The sequence below is a fragment of the Pseudomonas sp. NPDC096950 genome (assembly GCF_044762525.1).
Taxonomy (GTDB): domain Bacteria; phylum Pseudomonadota; class Gammaproteobacteria; order Pseudomonadales; family Pseudomonadaceae; genus Aquipseudomonas.
In genome coordinates, this window is sequence record NZ_JBIWEL010000011.1 from 55,589 (window position 1) to 72,588 (window position 17,000).

Below are 17,000 nucleotides of genomic sequence, written 5' to 3' on the forward strand. Positions count from 1 at the left end.
CTGAACGAATGCCGGCCGTGCCTCGCGATAAACCGAGCCGATCATCTATGATCGGTTCATGCGTGTTCTTTTCTCTACCGAGCCTTATCCATGAATCAGAACGCTGAATATTCCGCGGTCAATGATGCTGTGCGCGGGCAGTTTTTTCGCAAAGTCTGGGCGATGACCACGCCGTACTGGCGCAGCGAAGAGAAGGTCAAGGCATGGACGCTGCTGATCGCCGTGATTGCACTGTCGCTGATCAGCGTCGGCATCTCGGTGTGGTTCAACACCTGGTACAAGGATTTCTACAACGCCCTGCAAAAGAAGGATGAAGCGGCGTTCTGGAAGCTGATTCTGTATTTCTGCGCGATTGCCGCCGTGGCGATTGTCGGCGCGGTGTACCGGCTCTACCTGACCCAGATGCTGACCATCCGCTGGCGGGCCTGGCTCACTGAAAAACACTTCGCCCGTTGGCTCGGCGACAAGAATTACTACCAGCTGGAGCAGGGCGGCTACACCGATAACCCGGACCAGCGGATTTCCGAAGACCTCAACAGCTTCACTACCAACACCCTGAGCCTGGGCCTGGGGCTGATCCGCAACGTCGTCAGCCTGGTGTCGTTCTCGATCATCCTATGGGGCGTGTCGGGCAGCATCGAAGTGTTCGGCTATGAGATTCCCGGCTACATGTTCTGGTGCGTGCTGGTGTACGCGGCGGTCGGCAGTTGGCTGACGCATCTGATCGGTCGGCGTTTGATCGGCCTGAACAACCAACAACAACGCTTCGAAGCTGACTTGCGTTTCTCCATGGTGCGGGTGCGTGAAAACGCCGAAAGCATCGCGCTGTATAACGGCGAGCCAAATGAAAACCGGCGCCTGAGCAACCGCTTCGGAATGGTCTGGCACAACTTCTGGGACATCATGAAGGTGTCCAAGCGTCTGACCTTTTTCACCTCCGGTTACAGCCAGATCGCGATCATCTTCCCGTTCATGGTCGCCGCGCCGCGTTACTTTGCCGGCAAGATCGAACTCGGTGAACTGATGCAAATCAGCTCAGCGTTCGGCAACGTGCAAGAGGCCTTCAGCTGGTTTATCAGCGCGTATTCGGACCTCGCCGCATGGCGTGCCACCTGTGATCGTCTGCTGAGTTTCCGTCAGGCCATGGCCGATAACGAAGAGCGCGCACCGGCCATCGACGTGCAGAACCAGGGTTCGGCGCTGAAAATCCACAACCTCGGTCTGGACCTCGCCGACGGCCGCCACTTGCTGACCAACGCGGACATGACGGTGGAAGAGGGGGACCGCGTCATGCTCAGCGGTCGTTCCGGCAGCGGTAAATCCACGCTGCTGCGGGCGATGGGGCATTTGTGGCCGGCGGGCCACGGCAACATTCGACTGCCGGCGGCGCGTTACCTTTTCCTGCCGCAGAAGCCGTATCTGCCGATCGGCACGTTGCGTGAAGCGCTAAGTTATCCACAGCCCGGCGACACGTATCTGCCTGAGCGTTATGTGGAAGTGCTGGAAACCTGCCGCTTGCCGCACCTGGTGGCGCGTCTGGACGAAGCCAATCACTGGCAGCGCATGTTGTCGCCGGGTGAGCAGCAACGCTTGGCCTTTGCCCGCGCGCTGCTGTATGCGCCGCAATGGCTGTACATGGACGAAGCCACGTCGGCGATGGATGAAGATGACGAAGCGTCGCTGTATCAGGCGTTGATCGATGAATTGCCGGGGCTGAGCATTGTCAGCGTCGGGCATCGCAGCAGCCTGAAGCGTTTCCACCCACGGCATATCCGTATCGACAATGGGCATCTGGTGGACCAGGCCGTGACCGCCTGATCACCACAAATCCCCCTGTGGGAGCGGGCTTGCTCGCGAATGCGGTCTGACATCCAGCATTGAGGTGTCTGACACTCCGCCTTCGCGAGCAAGCCCGCTCCCACAAGGAGAATGGTGTTCAACCCCGACGGTGATCGTACAACCCGCTTGCGCTATGATGCGGTTTCAGCCGAATTTTTCGAGACAGACGTTCACCATGGAAAACCCGATCGACGCACCTCGCCTCCCTCGCAAGCGCCGCAGTCTCGCTCAGGAACTGGTGACTGTGCTGTCCGAGCAGATCCGCGACGGTCAGCTCAAGCGTGGCGACAAGTTGCCCACCGAGTCGGCGATCATGGACGCCCATGGCGTCAGCCGTACGGTGGTGCGTGAAGCGATTTCCCGTTTGCAGGCTGCCGGGCAGGTGGAAACCCGCCACGGCATCGGCACTTTCGTGCTCGACACGCCGAGCCCGAGCGGTTTCCGTATTGACCCGGCCACCGTCGTCACCCTGCGTGATGTGCTGGCGATCCTCGAACTGCGTATCAGCCTGGAAGTGGAATCCGCCGGCCTCGCCGCCCAGCGCCGTAGCGCCGAGCAATTGGGCCTGATGCGTGCGGCACTGGACGCCCTCAACGAAAGTGCATCCCACGCCAGCGATGCCGTGGCGTCGGACTTCCAGTTCCACCTGCAAATCGCCCTGGCCACCGGCAACCGCTACTTCACCGACATCATGACCCACCTGGGCACCAGCATCATCCCGCGCACGCGCCTCAACTCCGCGCGGCTGGCCCATGACGACCAGCAGCACTACATGAATCGCCTGAGCCGTGAACACGAAGAAATCTACGACGCCATTGCCCGCCAGGATTCCGATGCAGCGCGGGCGGCGATGCGGTTGCATTTGACGAATAGTCGGGAACGGCTGCGCCATGCCCATGAAGAGGCTGAGGCGCAGCGGGGGTAAATTCTTCCGCTGACTGATTTGTTGTGTGATAGACCGCTTTCGCGAGCAAGCCCGCTCCCACAGGGGATCTTCGGTGGACACACAATGTGTGAACACCATCGATCAAATGTGGGAGCGGGCTTGCTCGCGAAGAGGCCGTCAGCCCTAGCGCATTAACTTCAGCCAGCCGTTGAGATCGTTCCCACGCTCTGCGTGGGAATGCCTCCTGTGACGCTCTGCGTCACGCTTCAGGACGCGGAGCGTCCCCGGTTGCATTCCCACGCAGAGCGTGGGAACGATCAGGTTAGAGGTCAACCAGCCTTCAAAATCGACCGATCCACCCGCACCGCCAACTCAGTCGCGCCATTCTTGGCCTCAAAAACCACCTGCCCCTGAGCATCCACAATCCCTCGCGCAATAGGCACGCCTTTGGACAGCAACTCCAACGGCGCACCTTTCAATGATTGGCCTGAAGCCAGTTCCAGTTTCACTTTAATTGTCATCTTCAGATTTCCTTATCAGGCCACATTGCCAGTCGGGTGGTAGTCCTTGAGCAGCAGGTAAGTGCTCCAGCCCCACCAGTCATCCACGGTGGCGGTGTCATTCAAGTTGTTCACATCCTTGCGCCGCAGCACCTTGCCGCCCTCGATGCGGAACAGGGGCGAGAAATTGCTCGCCAGGTTCAGCACCGCTTGCAGGTCGGGCAATTGTTTCAGCGCTGCAAAGCTGCTGGGCGCCGGCACCGTGCCGCTGAGGTAAGCCGCAAACACTTCATCCGCCGACAACTGAACCGCTGCGTTGACGTGCAGGCGATTGGCACTGTCGATGGCGTCGAAGTAACGCTTGTCCCCGTAGGCACGCCATTGCTCGCCGTTGGCGTTGCGCACATTGAGGCCGAACTTGCTGTCTTCGTCGTGCATGAAACGGGTGATCAGCGAACCAAGGTCACTCGGTGTGACTGCCGCCGCCAAGGCTTTGCGTGGCACCCGCAGGTGGCCGGCGGAAAACAGGTCGGTGAGGAAGTGATCGGCAAACGCGTTCATCGCGTAGGCGACTTCCAGCTGTTTTTCGTCACGACTGGCGTGGGCCGCCGCGGCGTGTTGCAGCGCCGCGATGTGCCCGGCGATGTAAGCCTGTTGCGCCCACTCGCCAAAGTGGTCGGCATTGTTCGCCGCCAGTTTCAGATAACGCCCCAGCGGGAACAGGGCCGAGACAAAACTGCCGCCGCCGGTGATCTTGTTCCACTCTTCCGACAACGTATCACCGAGGGCGTCATAGGCTTCGTGGGGTTGTTTACCGTCCTTGATCGCCTGTTTAACCGCATCGATCTCTTTTTGCATCACCGCGAGGATTTTCACCGCCTCGACTTTGGAGGCGGACAACACGGCCAGCGTGTCGAAAGCCGCAATAAAGCGGTTCAGACGATCCGCCGGGGTGGCGCCATCGCTCACCGGCCGATCAGGAATGCCATAGAAATCGCCGCCCAACGCCAGTACCTGGCCGTAAGTTGGCGCGAGCCCATTGGGCAGATGCAGTTGCACATCGTGGGCGGGGATCGGCGCGGCGTTTTCGACGAAACGCAGCAGGGTTTGGTCGCCAATGGCGGTGTGCTCACCACCTTCAAACTTCAGCATCGGTTTGCCTCTCAGGGCTTTGCCGGGAAGCGAAGACGGTTTATGCTGTGATGTTCGGCAATGTGCAGCATCAGGTGATCGTTGTCCCCGGCTATGGCGATGCCGTGTTCCGTAAAAAGATCATCGAAGCGGGCAATCACCTGCTTCGGCATTTCCTGGGTTTGAGTGTGTAGACCTGACATTTCTAGCTCCTTGATATGTCGTAGGTTGATTCACATTTAGCTGTATGGATATACAGCTTTAACGATCCTAGTTGAGAATTTTCCTACGTCAAGAAATCACCTTGTCTGACTCAATTTTGCGGTCGGCGATGAAATGCAGTTGACGGTTGTATTTTAAGTTGTACGATGACTTACAACTTCGGCCAAGGCTGAACGGTTTCCTCACACACAAACGTCGCAACCCAGGGTGTTCGAATAATGAATCCACAAGAACTGAAGTCCATCCTCTCTTCCGGTCTACTGTCTTTCCCGGTCACCGACTTCAACGCCCAGGGCGATTTCCATCGCGCTGGCTATATCAAACGTCTCGAATGGCTGGCCCCATACGGCGCCACGGCATTGTTCGCCGCGGGCGGCACCGGTGAGTTCTTCTCTCTGGCGGCCAGCGAATATTCGGAAATCATCAAGACTGCGGTCGACACCTGCGAAACCAGCGTGCCAATCCTGGCCGGCGTGGGCGGTTCGACCCGTCAAGCCATCGAATACGCTCAAGAAGCCGAGCGCCTGGGCGCCAAAGGCCTGTTGCTGCTGCCGCACTACCTGACCGAAGCCAGCCAGGACGGCGTTGCCGCCCACGTTGAAGCGGTGTGCAAATCGGTGAAAATCGGCGTGGTGGTTTACAACCGCAACGTGTGCCGCCTGACCGCGCCATTGCTGGAACGCCTGGCCGAGCGCTGCCCGAACCTGATCGGCTACAAGGATGGCCTGGGCGATATCGAGTTGATGGTGTCGATCCGTCGCCGCCTCGGCGATCGTTTCAGCTACCTGGGTGGTTTGCCGACCGCCGAAGTCTATGCCGCTGCTTATAAGGCGCTGGGCGTACCGGTCTACTCGTCGGCGGTGTTCAACTTCATCCCGAAAACCGCGATGGATTTCTACCACGCCATTGCCCGCGAAGATCACGCCACCGTCGGCAAGATCATCGACGACTTCTTCCTGCCGTACCTGGACATCCGTAACCGCAAGGCCGGTTACGCAGTGAGCATCGTCAAGGCCGGGGCAAAAATTGCCGGTTATGACGCAGGTCCTGTGCGTGCACCGCTGACCGATCTGACGGCTGAAGAGTACGAAATGCTCGCCGCGCTGATCGACAAGCAAGGTGCTCAGTAACACAACCGATTAAACAAGGCCGCTGAGTGATCAGCGGCCTTTTGCGTGAGGAGATTCTCAGTGGTTGATTCAAAGCGTTTTGATAACTACATCAACGGTGAGTGGGTTGCAGGCAGCGAATACTGCGCCAATATCAACCCGTCCGAACTGACCGATACCATCGGTGAATACGCCAAGGCCGATCTGGCCCAGGTCCACGCCGCCATCGACGCCGCTCGCGCCGCGTTCCCGGCCTGGTCCACGTCGGGCATCCAGGCTCGCCACGATTCGCTGGATAAAGTCGGCACCGAAATCCTCGCCCGCCGCGAAGAGCTCGGCACCTTGCTGGCCCGGGAAGAGGGCAAGACCCTGCCTGAAGCCATCGGTGAAGTGACCCGCGCCGGCAACATCTTCAAATTCTTCGCCGGTGAAACCCTGCGTCTGTCCGGCGACTACTTGCCGTCGGTGCGTCCGGGCGTCAACGTTGAAGTCACTCGCGAAGCCCTGGGCGTGGTTGGTTTGATCACCCCGTGGAACTTCCCGATCGCGATCCCTGCGTGGAAGATTGCCCCGGCCCTGGCCTACGGCAACTGCGTCGTGCTGAAACCCGCCGATCTGGTGCCGGGTTGCGCGTGGGCGCTGGCGGAAATCATCTCCCGCGCTGGCTTCCCGGCTGGTGTGTTCAACCTGGTGATGGGCAGCGGTCGTGTGGTTGGCGATGCGCTGGTGCAGAGCCCGAAAGTCGACGGCATCAGCTTCACCGGTTCGGTGGGTGTGGGTCGTCAGATCGCCGTCAGTTGCGTGTCGCGCCAAGCAAAAGTACAGCTGGAAATGGGCGGCAAGAACCCGCAGATCATTCTCGATGACGCCGACCTGAAACAAGCGGTCGAGCTGTCGGTACAGAGCGCGTTCTACTCCACCGGCCAGCGTTGCACCGCGTCGAGCCGCTTCATCGTTACCGCCGGCATCCACGACAAGTTCGTCGAAGCCGTGGCCGAGCGCATGAAGTCGATCAAGGTTGGCCACGCGCTGAAAACCGGCACCGACATCGGTCCGGTCGTCTCGCAAGCCCAGCTGGAACAAGACCTGAAGTACATCGATATCGGCCAGTCCGAAGGTGCACGTCTGGTCAGCGGCGGTGGCTTGGTGACCTGCGACACCGAAGGCTACTACCTCGCGCCAACGCTGTTTGCCGACAGCGAAGCGGCGATGCGCATCAGCCGTGAAGAAATCTTCGGCCCGGTAGCCAACGTGGTTCGCGTGGCGGATTACGAAGCGGCACTGGCTATGGCCAACGACACCGAATTCGGTCTGTCGGCGGGCATCGCCACCACCTCGTTGAAGTACGCCAACCACTTCAAGCGCCACTCCCAGGCCGGGATGGTGATGGTCAACCTGCCGACCGCCGGCGTGGATTACCACGTTCCGTTCGGTGGGCGTAAAGGTTCATCCTATGGTTCCCGCGAGCAAGGTCGCTACGCGCAAGAGTTCTACACGGTCGTGAAAACCAGCTACATCGGCTCGTAAACGTAATACCCCTGTGGGAGCGAGCTTGCTCGCGATGGTCTTGAGGACGCAGCATTCAATCTGATGCCCTTCGTCATCGTTGACCACCTTCGCGAGCAGGCTCGCTCCCACAGAAAAACCAAGATTCACCCGCGCATAAAAATAATCAGTGGGAGTACATCTACATGCAAGCGACCAAGCCGACCCACGTCCGCTATTTGATTTTGCTCATGCTGTTCCTGGTGACCACGATCAACTACGCCGACCGGGCCACTATCGCCATCGCCGGCTCCAGCCTGCAAAAAGACCTCGGCATCGACGCGGTCACCCTTGGCTACATCTTCTCTGCATTCGGTTGGGCCTACGTGGCCGGGCAAATTCCCGGTGGCTGGCTGCTCGACCGTTTCGGCTCGAAAAAAATCTACGCGCTGAGCATCTTCACCTGGTCGCTGTTCACCGTGCTCCAGGGTTATGTCGGTGAGTTCGGCATGTCCACGGCCATCGTCGCGCTGTTCATGCTGCGCTTCCTGGTGGGTCTGGCCGAAGCGCCATCCTTCCCCGGCAACGCACGTATCGTGGCAGCCTGGTTCCCGACCGCTGAACGCGGCACCGCCTCGGCGATTTTCAACTCGGCGCAATACTTCGCCACCGTGTTGTTCGCACCGCTGATGGGCTGGATCGTCTACACCTTCGGCTGGCAGCACGTGTTTGTGGTGATGGGCGGCATCGGCATCGTGTTCTCGCTGATCTGGCTGAAAGTTATCCACAGCCCGCGCCAGCACCCGATGATCAACGACGCCGAGTTCAAGCACATCGCCGACAACGGCGGCATGGTCGATATGGACCAGGACAAAGGCAAAGGCAAAAAGGTCGACGGTCCGAAGTGGGACTACATCCGCCAGTTGCTGACCAACCGCATGATGCTCGGCGTGTACTTGGGCCAGTACTGCATCAACGGCATCACCTACTTCTTCCTGACCTGGTTCCCGGTGTACCTGGTGCAAGAACGCGGCATGACCATTCTCAAGGCTGGGTTCATTGCCTCGCTGCCGGCGATCTGCGGCTTTATCGGCGGCGTGCTCGGCGGGGTGATTTCCGATTACCTGCTGCGCAAGGGCCATTCCCTGACCTTCGCCCGCAAGGCGCCGATCATTGCCGGTTTGCTGGTTTCCAGCAGCATCGTCGCGTGCAACTACGTGGACATCGAATGGATGGTGGTCGGTTTCATGGCCCTGGCATTCTTCGGTAAAGGCGTTGGCGCACTGGGCTGGGCGGTCGTTTCCGACACCTCGCCAAAACAGATTGCCGGTTTGAGTGGCGGCCTGTTCAACATGTTCGGCAACATCGCGTCGATCACCACACCGATCGTTATCGGCTACATCATCAGCGCCACCGGTTCGTTCAAATGGGCCCTGGTGTTTGTCGGTTGCAACGCACTGGTCGCGGTATTCAGCTACCTGGTGATCGTCGGCCCGATCAAACGCGTGGTGTTGAAAGAGCCTCCCGTCAATGGTCCTGAAGTGACCAACAAATTGTCTCAAGCGCATTCCTGAGGAGCGGCGTCATGCAGTTGATTGAACATTCCGACTCGCCGCGCTACATCCGCCTGCACGAGCGGGACAATGTGGTGATCGTGGTCAACGACCAGGGCGTGCCGGCCGGCACCGAATTTCCCGATGGCCTGGTGACGGTGGATTTTGTGCCGCAGAGCCATAAGGTCACCCTTGAGGACATTCCCGAGGGCGGCCAGGTGATTCGCTATGGCCAGACCATCGGCTACGCCTTGCAGCCGATTCCGCGCGGCAGTTGGGTCAAGGAAGATCAACTGCGCATGCCCACCGCGCCACCGCTGGACAGCCTGCCGCTGTCCACCGATGTGCCGGCGACCCAGGCACCGCTGGAAGGCTTCACCTTCGAGGGTTATCGCAATGCCGACGGCACTGTCGGCACGCGCAATATTCTCGGGATTACCACGACGGTGCAGTGCGTTACTGGCGTGCTGGATCATGCGGTCAAGCGCATCAAAGACGAGTTGCTGCCGCTGTATCCGAACGTCGATGACGTGGTGGCGCTGACCCACAGTTACGGTTGCGGCGTGGCGATCACCGCCACCGACGCCTACATCCCGATCCGCACCGTGCGCAACCTGGCGCGCAACCCGAACCTGGGTGGCGAAGCGCTGGTCATCAGCCTGGGCTGCGAGAAATTGCAGGCCGGGCAGGTGATGCACGATAACGACAGCTCGGTGGATTTGAGCGAGCCGTGGCTGTATCGCTTGCAGGATTCGAGTCACGGTTTTACCGAGATGATCGAGCAGATCATGGCACTGGCCGAAACCCGCTTGAAGAAGCTCGATCAACGTCGCCGGGAAACCGTGCCGGCGTCCGAGCTGATCCTGGGTATGCAGTGCGGCGGCAGCGATGCGTTTTCCGGGATCACCGCCAACCCGGCGCTGGGTTATGCCTCGGACCTGTTGCTGCGGGCCGGTGCGACGGTGATGTTTTCCGAAGTCACCGAAGTGCGCGATGCGATTTACCTGCTGACCTCCCGGGCCGAAACCAAGGAAGTCGCCGAGGAACTGGTGCGGGAAATGGACTGGTACGACCGTTACCTGGCCAAAGGCGAGGCGGATCGCAGCGCCAACACCACGCCGGGGAACAAGAAGGGCGGGTTGTCGAACATTGTCGAGAAGTCCCTGGGCTCGATCGTCAAATCCGGCAGCAGCGCCATCAACGGCGTGCTCGGCCCGGGCGAACGCTTCAAGCGCAAAGGCCTGATCTTCTGCGCGACCCCGGCCAGTGATTTTGTCTGCGGGACGTTGCAACTGGCGGCGGGGATGAACCTGCACGTGTTCACCACCGGGCGCGGCACGCCGTATGGCCTGGCGATGGCGCCAGTGGTGAAGGTATCGACCCGGACTGAACTGGCGCAACGCTGGCCGGATCTGATCGACATCGATGCCGGACGGATTGCTACCGGGCGGGCGTCGATTGAGGATCTGGGCTGGGAGCTTTTCCACTACTACCTGGACGTGGCCAGCGGCAAGAAACAGACGTGGGCCGAGCAGCATAAACTGCATAACGACATCACGTTGTTCAACCCGGCGCCGATTACCTGAGACCGCGTTATCGTTCTTCGCGAGCAAGCCCGCTCCCACATTTGAAATGCATTCCCCTGTGGGAGCGGGCTTGCTCGCGAAGGCGGCCGACCAGACGCCGGGGGACTTGCTGGCTTATCATTAGCCCACTAACGACACCCACCCAAGGTTCTCCCCGGCATGTTGGCAATCTTCCTCGAAACCCTGAACATCACCGCGCCGGTGTTTGCCATGCTGTTTCTGGGTGTGCTGCTCAAGCGTATCGACTGGATCAACGACAACTTCATCCACACCGCGTCGGCCCTGGTGTTCAACGTCACCATGCCGGCGTTGCTGTTTCTGGGCATCCTGCATGCCGACCTGCACGCGGCCTTGCAACCGGCACTGTTGATCTATTTCTCGTTGGCCACGCTGGCGAGTTTCGCTGGCGCCTGGGCCTGGGCCATCTGGAAGTGCCCGCGGGAAGACCGCGGCATCTACACCCAAGGTGCGTTTCGCGGTAACAACGGCGTCATCGGTCTGGCGCTGGCGGCGAGCATGTACGGCGACTACGGGATTTCCCTAGGGGCGATTCTCGCAGCGCTGGTCATCCTGTTTTACAACACCCTCTCGACCATCGTGCTGGCGGTGTACAGCCCGGTGATCAAGTCCGACCCGTGGAGCATCTGCAAAAGCGTGTTCAGCAACCCGCTGATCATCAGCGTGTTTGCGGCGGCGCCGTTTGCGTATTTCAAGCTCAGTCTGCCGGGGTGGCTGGAAACGTCCGGCCAGTACCTGGCGCAAACCACGCTGCCATTGGCGCTGATCTGCATCGGCGGCACCTTGTCGCTGGCGGCGTTGCGCAAGAGCGGCAGCATGGCGCTGAGTTCAAGCCTGGTGAAGATGATCGGCCTGCCGGTGCTGGCGACCGTAGGTGCCTGGTTGTGGGGTTTTCGCGGGGCGGAGTTGGGGATTCTGTTTCTGTACTTCGGCAGCCCGACGGCAGCGGCGAGTTTTGTCATGGCGCGACAAGCCGAGGGCAACCATGAACTGGCGGCGGCGATTATTGTGATCACTACCTTGATGGCGGCGATCACCACCAACATCGGGATCTTTGTGTTGCAGTGGGGTGGGTGGATTTAGCCTCAGGGTTTTTGGTGTTCTTTAGGGCCTCTTCGCGAGCAAGCCCGCTCCCACAGTCGATCTCCAGTGGACACAAGATTTGTGGTCGGTTCGATCGACTGTGGGAGCGGGCTTGCTCGCGAAGACGGCGGAACAGTCACCACAAATGCCTGCGATTTACTCCGGCTTCTGATAACTATCGATCACTTCCTGCGCCGCGCGAAACGCATCAACCGCCGCCGGCACGCCGGCATACACCGCGCAATGCAGCAACGCCTCGCGAATCTCTTCCACGGTGCAACCGTTGTTCAGCGCACCACGCACATGGCCTTTCAACTCTTGCGGGCACTTCAGCGCGGTCAGCGCGGCGAGGGTGATCAGGCTGCGGGTTTTCAGCGGCAGGCCTTCGCGGTTCCAGACGCTGCCCCAGGCGTGATCGTTGACGAAATCCTGCAGCGGCTGGCTGAACTCGGTGGCATTGCCCAGTGCCCGATCGACGAAGGCATCGCCCATCACTTGGCGGCGGACTTCAACGCCGGGCTTTTTGTTTTCGGTCATGGCACATCCCTCTTGTGGTGTTGGCGACGCCAGGCGCGCAGCGACGTGAACAGCAGAAACGCCACCAGCGCCGGCAAGACGAAAATCAGCATCAAGTGTTCGAGCTTGCCGGCCAGGGGCATGCCGGTGGTGAACGACACCACGTGCAACCCATACGCCAGGTACAAACCTAGAAACAGCAGGCCCTCGGCGCGGGTCACCCGGTAACCGGAATAGAACACCGGCAGGCACAGCGCGGCGACGCCGAGCATCACCGGCAAGTCGAAAGCCAGGGCGTTGGGCGACACCGACAGCGGCGACGGCGCCACCAATGCGGTAAAGCCGAGCACACCTAACAGGTTGAACAGGTTGCTACCGATGACGTTGCCCACGGCAATCTCCCGCTGACCACGCAGTGCGGCGATCAATGAGGTGGCCAGTTCCGGCAGGGACGTGCTGATGGCGACGATGGTCAGGCCGATGATCCGTTCCGACAGCCCCAGGTCGGTGGCGACCGATACCGCAGCCCCCAACAACAAATGCCCGGCATACACGAGCATCGCCAGCCCGGCGACGATCATCAACAGACTGCTGATCCACGGTGCCTGGGCCTTCGATTCATCGCTCGATGGTGGCCGGGCCGAGTGCCGCGACTGGCGCAGGAGCAAACCGAGGTACAACACCAGCGCGGCCAGCAGGATCACGCCGTCGGTGCGGGTCAGTTCCTCGTTCCAGGCCAGCACGCACACCAACAGGCTGGCGCCGATCATCAGCGGGATGTCCAGGCGCACCAATTGCCGCGACACCCGCAACGGAATGATCAGCGCCGACAGGCCGAGGGTCACGAGGATGTTGAAGATGCTGCTGCCGATTACGCTGCCGACGGCGATGTCGGCGTTTTGCGCGAGCATCGCTTGCAGGCTGACGGCCATCTGCGGGGCGCTGCTGCCGAGGGCGACGATGGTCAGGCCGATGATCAGCGGCCGCACATGCAGGCGCGCGGCCAGGCGCACGGCGGCGCGCACCATCAACTCGGCGCCGGCGATCAGCAGAAACAGGCCGCTGAGCAGTTCAATCACGCTCAGCAGAGGGATGTCTTCTAAACCGTAAATGGTCAGGGCTCCATCAGTCGTCGAGGGCCTGCACGCGAACCTTCGCGGTGCCGCTGCCGATCATGCCGAGCCGCACTGCAGCGGCATGGGACACGTCGATCAGGCGCCCACGGGTATGCGGCCCACGGTCGTTGATCCGCACCACGCAGGATTTGTCGTTATTCAGATTGGTGACCTTCACCCGTGTGCCGAACGGCAATTGGCGGTGGGCGGCGGTCAGGGAATTCTTGTCGAAACGCTCGCCGCTGGCGGTGCGTTTACCTTGGTGTTTGGCGCCGTAATAGGACGCCGTGCCGGTCTTGTCGTAACCGTGTGGGTCGATGATGTCGTTGCTGGCGCAACCGGCCAACAGGGAGAGCAGGGCGCAGGCGCCGAGTAGACGCTTCATTTGAAAGCTTCCAAAAACAAATGTGGGAGCGGGCTTGCTCGCGAATGCATTCTGACAGTCAACCTTGTATTGAGTGCCGAACCGCATTCGCGAGCAAGCCCGCTCCCACAGGGGATTGGAGCCAGGCGTTAAATCTGGCTCCATGTCCATCAGCCTTCGAGCTTGCTTTTCAGCAGTTCGTTGACCTGTTGCGGGTTGGCCTTGCCTTTGGAGGCTTTCATGGCCTGGCCGACGAAGAAGCCGAACATCTTGCCGCGTTTGGCTTCGTCAGCCGCGCGGTACTGTTCGACCTGTTCGGCGTTGGCCGCGAGCATTTCGTCGAGCACCGCGGAAATCGCGCCGCTGTCGGTCACTTGCTTCAGGCCACGTTTTTCGATGATCTCGTCCGCGCTGCCTTCGCCGTTGGCCATCGCTTCGAACACAACCTTGGCGATTTTGCCGGAGATGGTGTTGTCGGTGATGCGCAGCAGCATGCCGCCCAGTTGCTCGGCCGAAACCGGCGACTGGTCGATGTCCAGGCCCTGTTTGTTCAACAGGCTGCCCAGTTCAACCATGACCCAGTTGGCCGCCAGTTTGGCGTCGCCGCCAATGCTCGCGACTTTCTCGAAGTAATCCGCTTGCTCGCGGCTGGTGGCCAGGACGCTCGCGTCATACACCGACAGCCCGAACTGCGCCTGGAAGCGCTCGCGTTTCTGCGGTGGCAATTCCGGCAGGGTGGCGCGCACGTCATTGAGGAACGAGTCCTCGATGACCACTGGCAACAGGTCCGGATCCGGGAAGTAACGGTAGTCGTTGGCTTCCTCTTTGCTGCGCATCGGACGGGTTTCGTCCTTGTTCGGATCGTACAGACGGGTCTGCTGGATGACTTTACCGCCGTCTTCGATCAGCTCGATCTGACGCTGCACTTCGCTGTTGATCGCCTTCTCGATGAAGCGGAACGAGTTGACGTTCTTGATCTCGCAGCGGGTGCCAAATTCAACCTGGCCTTTCGGACGGATCGACACGTTGCAGTCGCAACGCAGCGAACCTTCGGCCATGTTGCCGTCGCAGATGCCCAGGTAACGTACCAGCGCGTGAACTGTCTTGACGTAAGCCACGGCTTCCTTGGCGCTGCGCATGTCCGGCTCGGACACGATTTCCAGCAGCGGCGTGCCGGCACGGTTCAGGTCGATGCCGGTGGCACCGTTGAACTCTTCGTGCAGGCTTTTACCGGCGTCTTCTTCCAGGTGCGCACGGGTTACGCCGACACGTTTGATCGTGCCGTCTTCCATGGCGATGTCCAGGTGGCCCTTGCCGACGATCGGCAATTCCATCTGGCTGATCTGGTAGCCCTTGGGCAGGTCCGGGTAGAAATAGTTTTTACGGGCGAACACGTTGTGTTGGCCGATCTCGGCATCGATAGCCAGACCGAACATCACCGCCATGCGCACCGCTTCCTGGTTCAGCACCGGCAGTACGCCGGGCATGCCCAGGTCTACGAGGCTGGCCTGGGTGTTCGGTTCGGAACCAAACGTGGTGGAACTACCGGAAAAGATTTTCGACCGGGTAGTGAGCTGGGTATGAATCTCCAGCCCGATCACGACTTCCCATTGCATGTGTTTCTCCTCAGAAGCCGGTTGGGGTGCGGGTGTGCCAGTCAGTGTTCAACTGATACTGATGGGCAACGTTCAACAGGCGACCTTCCTGGAAATACGGAGCGAGCAATTGCACGCCGACCGGCAGACCGTCGACAAAACCGGCCGGCATGGACAAGCCCGGCAGACCCGCGAGGTTGGCGGTGATGGTGTAGACATCTTCCAGATAGGCAGCGACCGGGTCGCTGTTCTTGGCGCCAAGCTTCCAGGCCGGGTTAGGCGTGGTTGGGCCGAGGATGATGTCGACCTCATTAAAGGCCGCCATGAAGTCGTTCTTCACCAGGCGACGGATTTTCTGCGCCTTCAGGTAGTAAGCGTCGTAGTAACCGGCCGACAGCGCGTAGGCACCGACCATGATCCGGCGCTGCACTTCCGGGCCGAAACCTTCGCCACGGGAACGCTTGTACAGGTCTTCCAGGTTTTTCGGATCGTCGCAGCGATGGCCGAAACGCACGCCATCAAAACGCGACAGGTTGGACGAGGCTTCTGCCGGGGCGATCACGTAGTACGCAGGAATCGCGTGCTGCATGTTCGGCAGGCTGATTTCCTTGATCACGGCGCCGAGCTTTTCCAGCTCCTTGACGCTGTTATGGATCAGTTCGGCGATGCGCGGGTCGAGACCGGCGCTGAAGTATTCCTTCGGCACGCCGATGCGCAGGCCTTGCAGCGAGCCATTGAGGCTGGCGCTGTAATCCGGCACGGGTTCGTCGATGCTGGTGGAGTCATTCGCATCGAAACCGGCCATGCCTTGCAGCAGGATCGCGCAGTCTTCGGCGGTGCGGGCCAATGGGCCGCCCTGATCAAGGCTCGAGGCGTAAGCGATCATGCCCCAGCGCGAAACACGACCGTACGTCGGTTTCAGGCCGGTGAGGTTGGTGAACGCAGCCGGTTGGCGGATCGAGCCGCCGGTGTCGGTGGCGGTCGCGGCTGGCAACAGACGAGCGGCAACAGCGGCGGCCGAACCACCGGACGAACCGCCCGGCACGTGTTCCAGGTTCCACGGGTTTTTCACCGCGCCGTAGTAGCTCGACTCGTTGGCCGAGCCCATGGCGAATTCGTCCATGTTGGTCTTGCCGAGGGTCACGGCACCGGCGGCGGCCAGTTTGGCGACGACGGTGGCGTCGTACGGTGCTTTGAAGTTGTCGAGCATCTTCGAGCCGCAGCTGGTGCGGATGCCCTGGGTGCAGAACAGGTCTTTGTGGGCGATCGGCGCGCCGAGCAGGGCGCCGCTCTCACCATTGGCCCGGCGTGCGTCAGCGGCTTTCGCCTGCTGGAGCGCCAGGTCTTCGGTGAGGCTGATGAAGCTGTTGAGCTGAGGATCGAGCTGGGCGATGCGCGCCAGCAGGACTTTGGTCAGCTCTTCGGAAGAAAACTTTTTATCGGCGAGTCCGCGGGCGATCTCGGCCAGAGTCATTTGATGCATTGCAGGCTCTTTCCCTTTAGTCGATGACTTTCGGAACCAGGTACAGGCCGTTTTCGACCGCTGGTGCGATGGACTGATAGGCCTCGCGATGATTGGTCTCGGTCACGACGTCTGCGCGCAGGCGCTGGCTGGCTTCCAGTGGGTGGGCCAGCGGCTCGATACCATCGGTATTGACCGCCTGCATTTCGTCGACCAGCCCGAGAATGCTGTTCAGGGCCGAAGTGATGTGTGGAAGATCGGCATCATTCAGGCCAAGGCAGGCCAGATGTGCGATTTTTTCCACGTCGGAGCGTTCAAGCGCCATTGCGATTCTCCAGTGGAAAACAGAACGGACGGCGTCCGTGTGTTAGATTGTCGGAACACTACCGCATTTCTACGGTCATAAGGCCGCGATTGTGGGGGTTGGTGCACAGAAAAGCGGCCAATTTAACATATTGGCGCCTTGCCCACTATCCCTGTCGTTGTTAGTGTTTGCCGCACTGTTTTAGCCACGCGTTGCCTAGGGTCCCTGTCCC

General features: G+C 60.4%; 13 protein-coding genes and 2 pseudogenes. 7 read left to right on the top strand and 8 right to left on the bottom strand.

Annotation, left to right across the window (positions count from 1 at the left end; genetic code table 11):
• Positions 1-90 precede the first annotated feature (90 nt).
• Entirely contained in the window at positions 91-1,818 is a 1,728-nt protein-coding gene (locus tag ACIQY3_RS17945) for an ABC transporter ATP-binding protein/permease (RefSeq protein WP_403021799.1), read from the top strand.
• Positions 1,819-2,014: 196 nt separating this feature from the next.
• Entirely contained in the window at positions 2,015-2,764 is a 750-nt protein-coding gene (locus ACIQY3_RS17950) for a FadR/GntR family transcriptional regulator (protein ID WP_054616145.1), read from the top strand.
• A gap of 290 nt (positions 2,765-3,054) precedes the next feature.
• On the opposite strand, the gene ACIQY3_RS17955 is transcribed toward ACIQY3_RS17950, so the two are convergent.
• Positions 3,055-3,246 carry a hypothetical protein gene (locus ACIQY3_RS17955; RefSeq protein ID WP_403021802.1) on the bottom strand — a complete coding sequence of 64 codons (192 nt, stop codon included), beginning with the start codon at positions 3,244-3,246 and terminating at the stop codon, positions 3,055-3,057.
• Between the two features lie 15 nt (positions 3,247-3,261).
• Positions 3,262-4,559: pseudogene (locus ACIQY3_RS17960) on the bottom strand (phospholipase).
• Positions 4,560-4,796: 237 nt separating this feature from the next.
• Between ACIQY3_RS17960 and kdgD the strand changes: the two are divergent.
• From kdgD to ACIQY3_RS17985, 5 genes and pseudogenes are all read left to right on the top strand, one after another.
• Positions 4,797-5,708, top strand: coding sequence for a 5-dehydro-4-deoxyglucarate dehydratase (gene kdgD, locus ACIQY3_RS17965; RefSeq protein WP_027924508.1), 912 nt, complete (start codon positions 4,797-4,799; stop codon positions 5,706-5,708).
• Between the two features lie 60 nt (positions 5,709-5,768).
• Positions 5,769-7,214 carry an aldehyde dehydrogenase family protein gene (locus ACIQY3_RS17970; RefSeq protein ID WP_403021804.1) on the top strand — a complete coding sequence of 482 codons (1,446 nt, stop codon included), beginning with the start codon at positions 5,769-5,771 and terminating at the stop codon, positions 7,212-7,214.
• Between the two features lie 134 nt (positions 7,215-7,348).
• Positions 7,349-8,746: pseudogene (locus ACIQY3_RS17975) on the top strand (MFS transporter); the annotation flags it as partial.
• 11 nt (positions 8,747-8,757) lie between these two features.
• Positions 8,758-10,311, top strand: a complete 1,554-nt coding sequence (gene garD, locus ACIQY3_RS17980; RefSeq protein WP_169371616.1) for a galactarate dehydratase — start codon at positions 8,758-8,760, stop codon at positions 10,309-10,311.
• A 159-nt stretch (positions 10,312-10,470) separates the two neighbouring features.
• Complete coding sequence (locus ACIQY3_RS17985) at positions 10,471-11,412, top strand: AEC family transporter (protein WP_403021806.1); 942 nt, start codon at positions 10,471-10,473, stop codon at positions 11,410-11,412.
• 156 nt (positions 11,413-11,568) lie between these two features.
• On the opposite strand, the gene ACIQY3_RS17990 is transcribed toward ACIQY3_RS17985, so the two are convergent.
• The 6 genes from ACIQY3_RS17990 to gatC form a co-directional block, all read right to left on the bottom strand.
• Positions 11,569-11,949 (bottom strand): carboxymuconolactone decarboxylase family protein, encoded by a 381-nt coding sequence (locus ACIQY3_RS17990; RefSeq protein WP_403021808.1) that lies wholly within the window; start codon positions 11,947-11,949, stop codon positions 11,569-11,571.
• Positions 11,946-13,007: a calcium/sodium antiporter gene (locus ACIQY3_RS17995; RefSeq protein WP_403021810.1), complete on the bottom strand. Its 1,062-nt coding sequence runs from the start codon at positions 13,005-13,007 to the stop codon at positions 11,946-11,948. The genes ACIQY3_RS17990 and ACIQY3_RS17995 overlap by 4 nt, the downstream gene beginning before the upstream one ends.
• 46 nt (positions 13,008-13,053) lie before the next feature.
• Positions 13,054-13,428, bottom strand: a complete 375-nt coding sequence (locus ACIQY3_RS18000) for a septal ring lytic transglycosylase RlpA family protein (RefSeq protein WP_163908404.1) — start codon at positions 13,426-13,428, stop codon at positions 13,054-13,056.
• A 149-nt stretch (positions 13,429-13,577) separates the two neighbouring features.
• A complete protein-coding gene (gene gatB / locus ACIQY3_RS18005) occupies positions 13,578-15,023 on the bottom strand; it encodes an Asp-tRNA(Asn)/Glu-tRNA(Gln) amidotransferase subunit GatB (RefSeq protein ID WP_123516362.1) in 1,446 nt (481 codons plus the stop codon).
• Between the two features lie 10 nt (positions 15,024-15,033).
• Positions 15,034-16,485 carry an Asp-tRNA(Asn)/Glu-tRNA(Gln) amidotransferase subunit GatA gene (gatA, locus tag ACIQY3_RS18010; RefSeq protein WP_403021813.1) on the bottom strand — a complete coding sequence of 484 codons (1,452 nt, stop codon included), beginning with the start codon at positions 16,483-16,485 and terminating at the stop codon, positions 15,034-15,036.
• Between the two features lie 16 nt (positions 16,486-16,501).
• On the bottom strand, positions 16,502-16,789 hold the full coding sequence (gene gatC / locus ACIQY3_RS18015; protein ID WP_007901429.1) for an Asp-tRNA(Asn)/Glu-tRNA(Gln) amidotransferase subunit GatC: 288 nt from the start codon (positions 16,787-16,789) through the stop codon (positions 16,502-16,504).
• Between the last annotated feature and the right edge of the window lie 211 nt (positions 16,790-17,000).